Genomic DNA, 813 nt, shown 5'->3' with positions numbered 1-813 from the left:
TCAGGGAAAAACTTCTCTAAACCAGAATGTGTTGCGGCATCAAACACAGTCGTACCCGCATCCACTTCCAACTCAACTATTTTCTGAAGATCGGGGCGCGCATATGCCACCTCAATGCGAAGCTTACTTTCCATATACCACCTTTGCGCGTTCACAGAACGCATCAACCATCGTGTTTGCGGCTTGATTAAACACAGGACCAAACGCCAGTTTAGCTACGCCCTGCTTCAACTCGAACTCTAGATCTAATTCAACCTTACAGGCATCTTCACGCAACGCTGTAAAATGCCAATCACCTTTGAGCTTTTTAAATGGGCCATCTTCTAAACGCATCGATATTTTTTCATGCGCAACGAGCTCATTCCGCGTAGTAAAAGATTGCCTCATCCCACCCTTACTCACATCCAAACTTGCACGCATCTGTGTAAAGTCCGCTTCAAGAACAGTCGCACCCGAACACCACGGCAAAAAAGAAGGATAAGAAGCCACATCATTTACAAGGTCATACATTTGCTGAGCAGAAAACATGACCAGCGCGGAGCGATTTATTTTTAAAGACATAAAACCCAGCCCAATTAATTGGCGCGTATTGTAACCGCCTTCTCATCTGCACTCTAGCGCTTCTGCGAATGCGCGATAAATTCTGTAGCAAGACCAGAACTTGTAATATACTTCCCGTTTTTCACAGACACTCCAGCAGTAATTTCATGGCCGGCAAGAAAAAACCAAAGCAACAAAGCAATACCATCGCGTTGAATAAACGCGCCAAGCACGACTTTCATATTCAAGAAAAATTTGAAGCTGGCGTTGCGC

3 protein-coding genes are annotated in these 813 nt (G+C 45.0%); all 3 read right to left on the bottom strand.

Annotation, left to right across the window (positions count from 1 at the left end; genetic code table 11):
- Positions 1-134, bottom strand: a 134-nt coding sequence (locus A3738_RS32720; RefSeq protein WP_197473970.1) for an RnfH family protein, incomplete at its 3' end; no start/stop codon positions are given.
- Positions 124-561 carry a type II toxin-antitoxin system RatA family toxin gene (locus A3738_RS22770; protein WP_068477983.1) on the bottom strand — a complete coding sequence of 146 codons (438 nt, stop codon included), beginning with the start codon at positions 559-561 and terminating at the stop codon, positions 124-126. The genes A3738_RS22770 and A3738_RS32720, both read right to left, overlap by 11 nt.
- 53 nt (positions 562-614) lie before the next feature.
- Positions 615-813 (bottom strand): hypothetical protein (locus A3738_RS32360; protein WP_197473969.1); only part of this gene is annotated, 199 nt, incomplete at its 5' end.

The sequence above is a fragment of the Oleiphilus sp. HI0066 genome (assembly GCF_001635725.1).
Note: the sequence above shows the minus strand (reverse complement) of the source record. Positions and strands in the feature narration are given on the sequence as shown.

What these genes read in the sequence shown, in the direction of transcription:
- A3738_RS22770 (WP_068477983.1), bottom strand. Translation starts at nt 561, where the DNA reads ATGTCTTTAAAAATAAATCGCTCCGCGCTGGTCATGTTTTCTGCTCAG.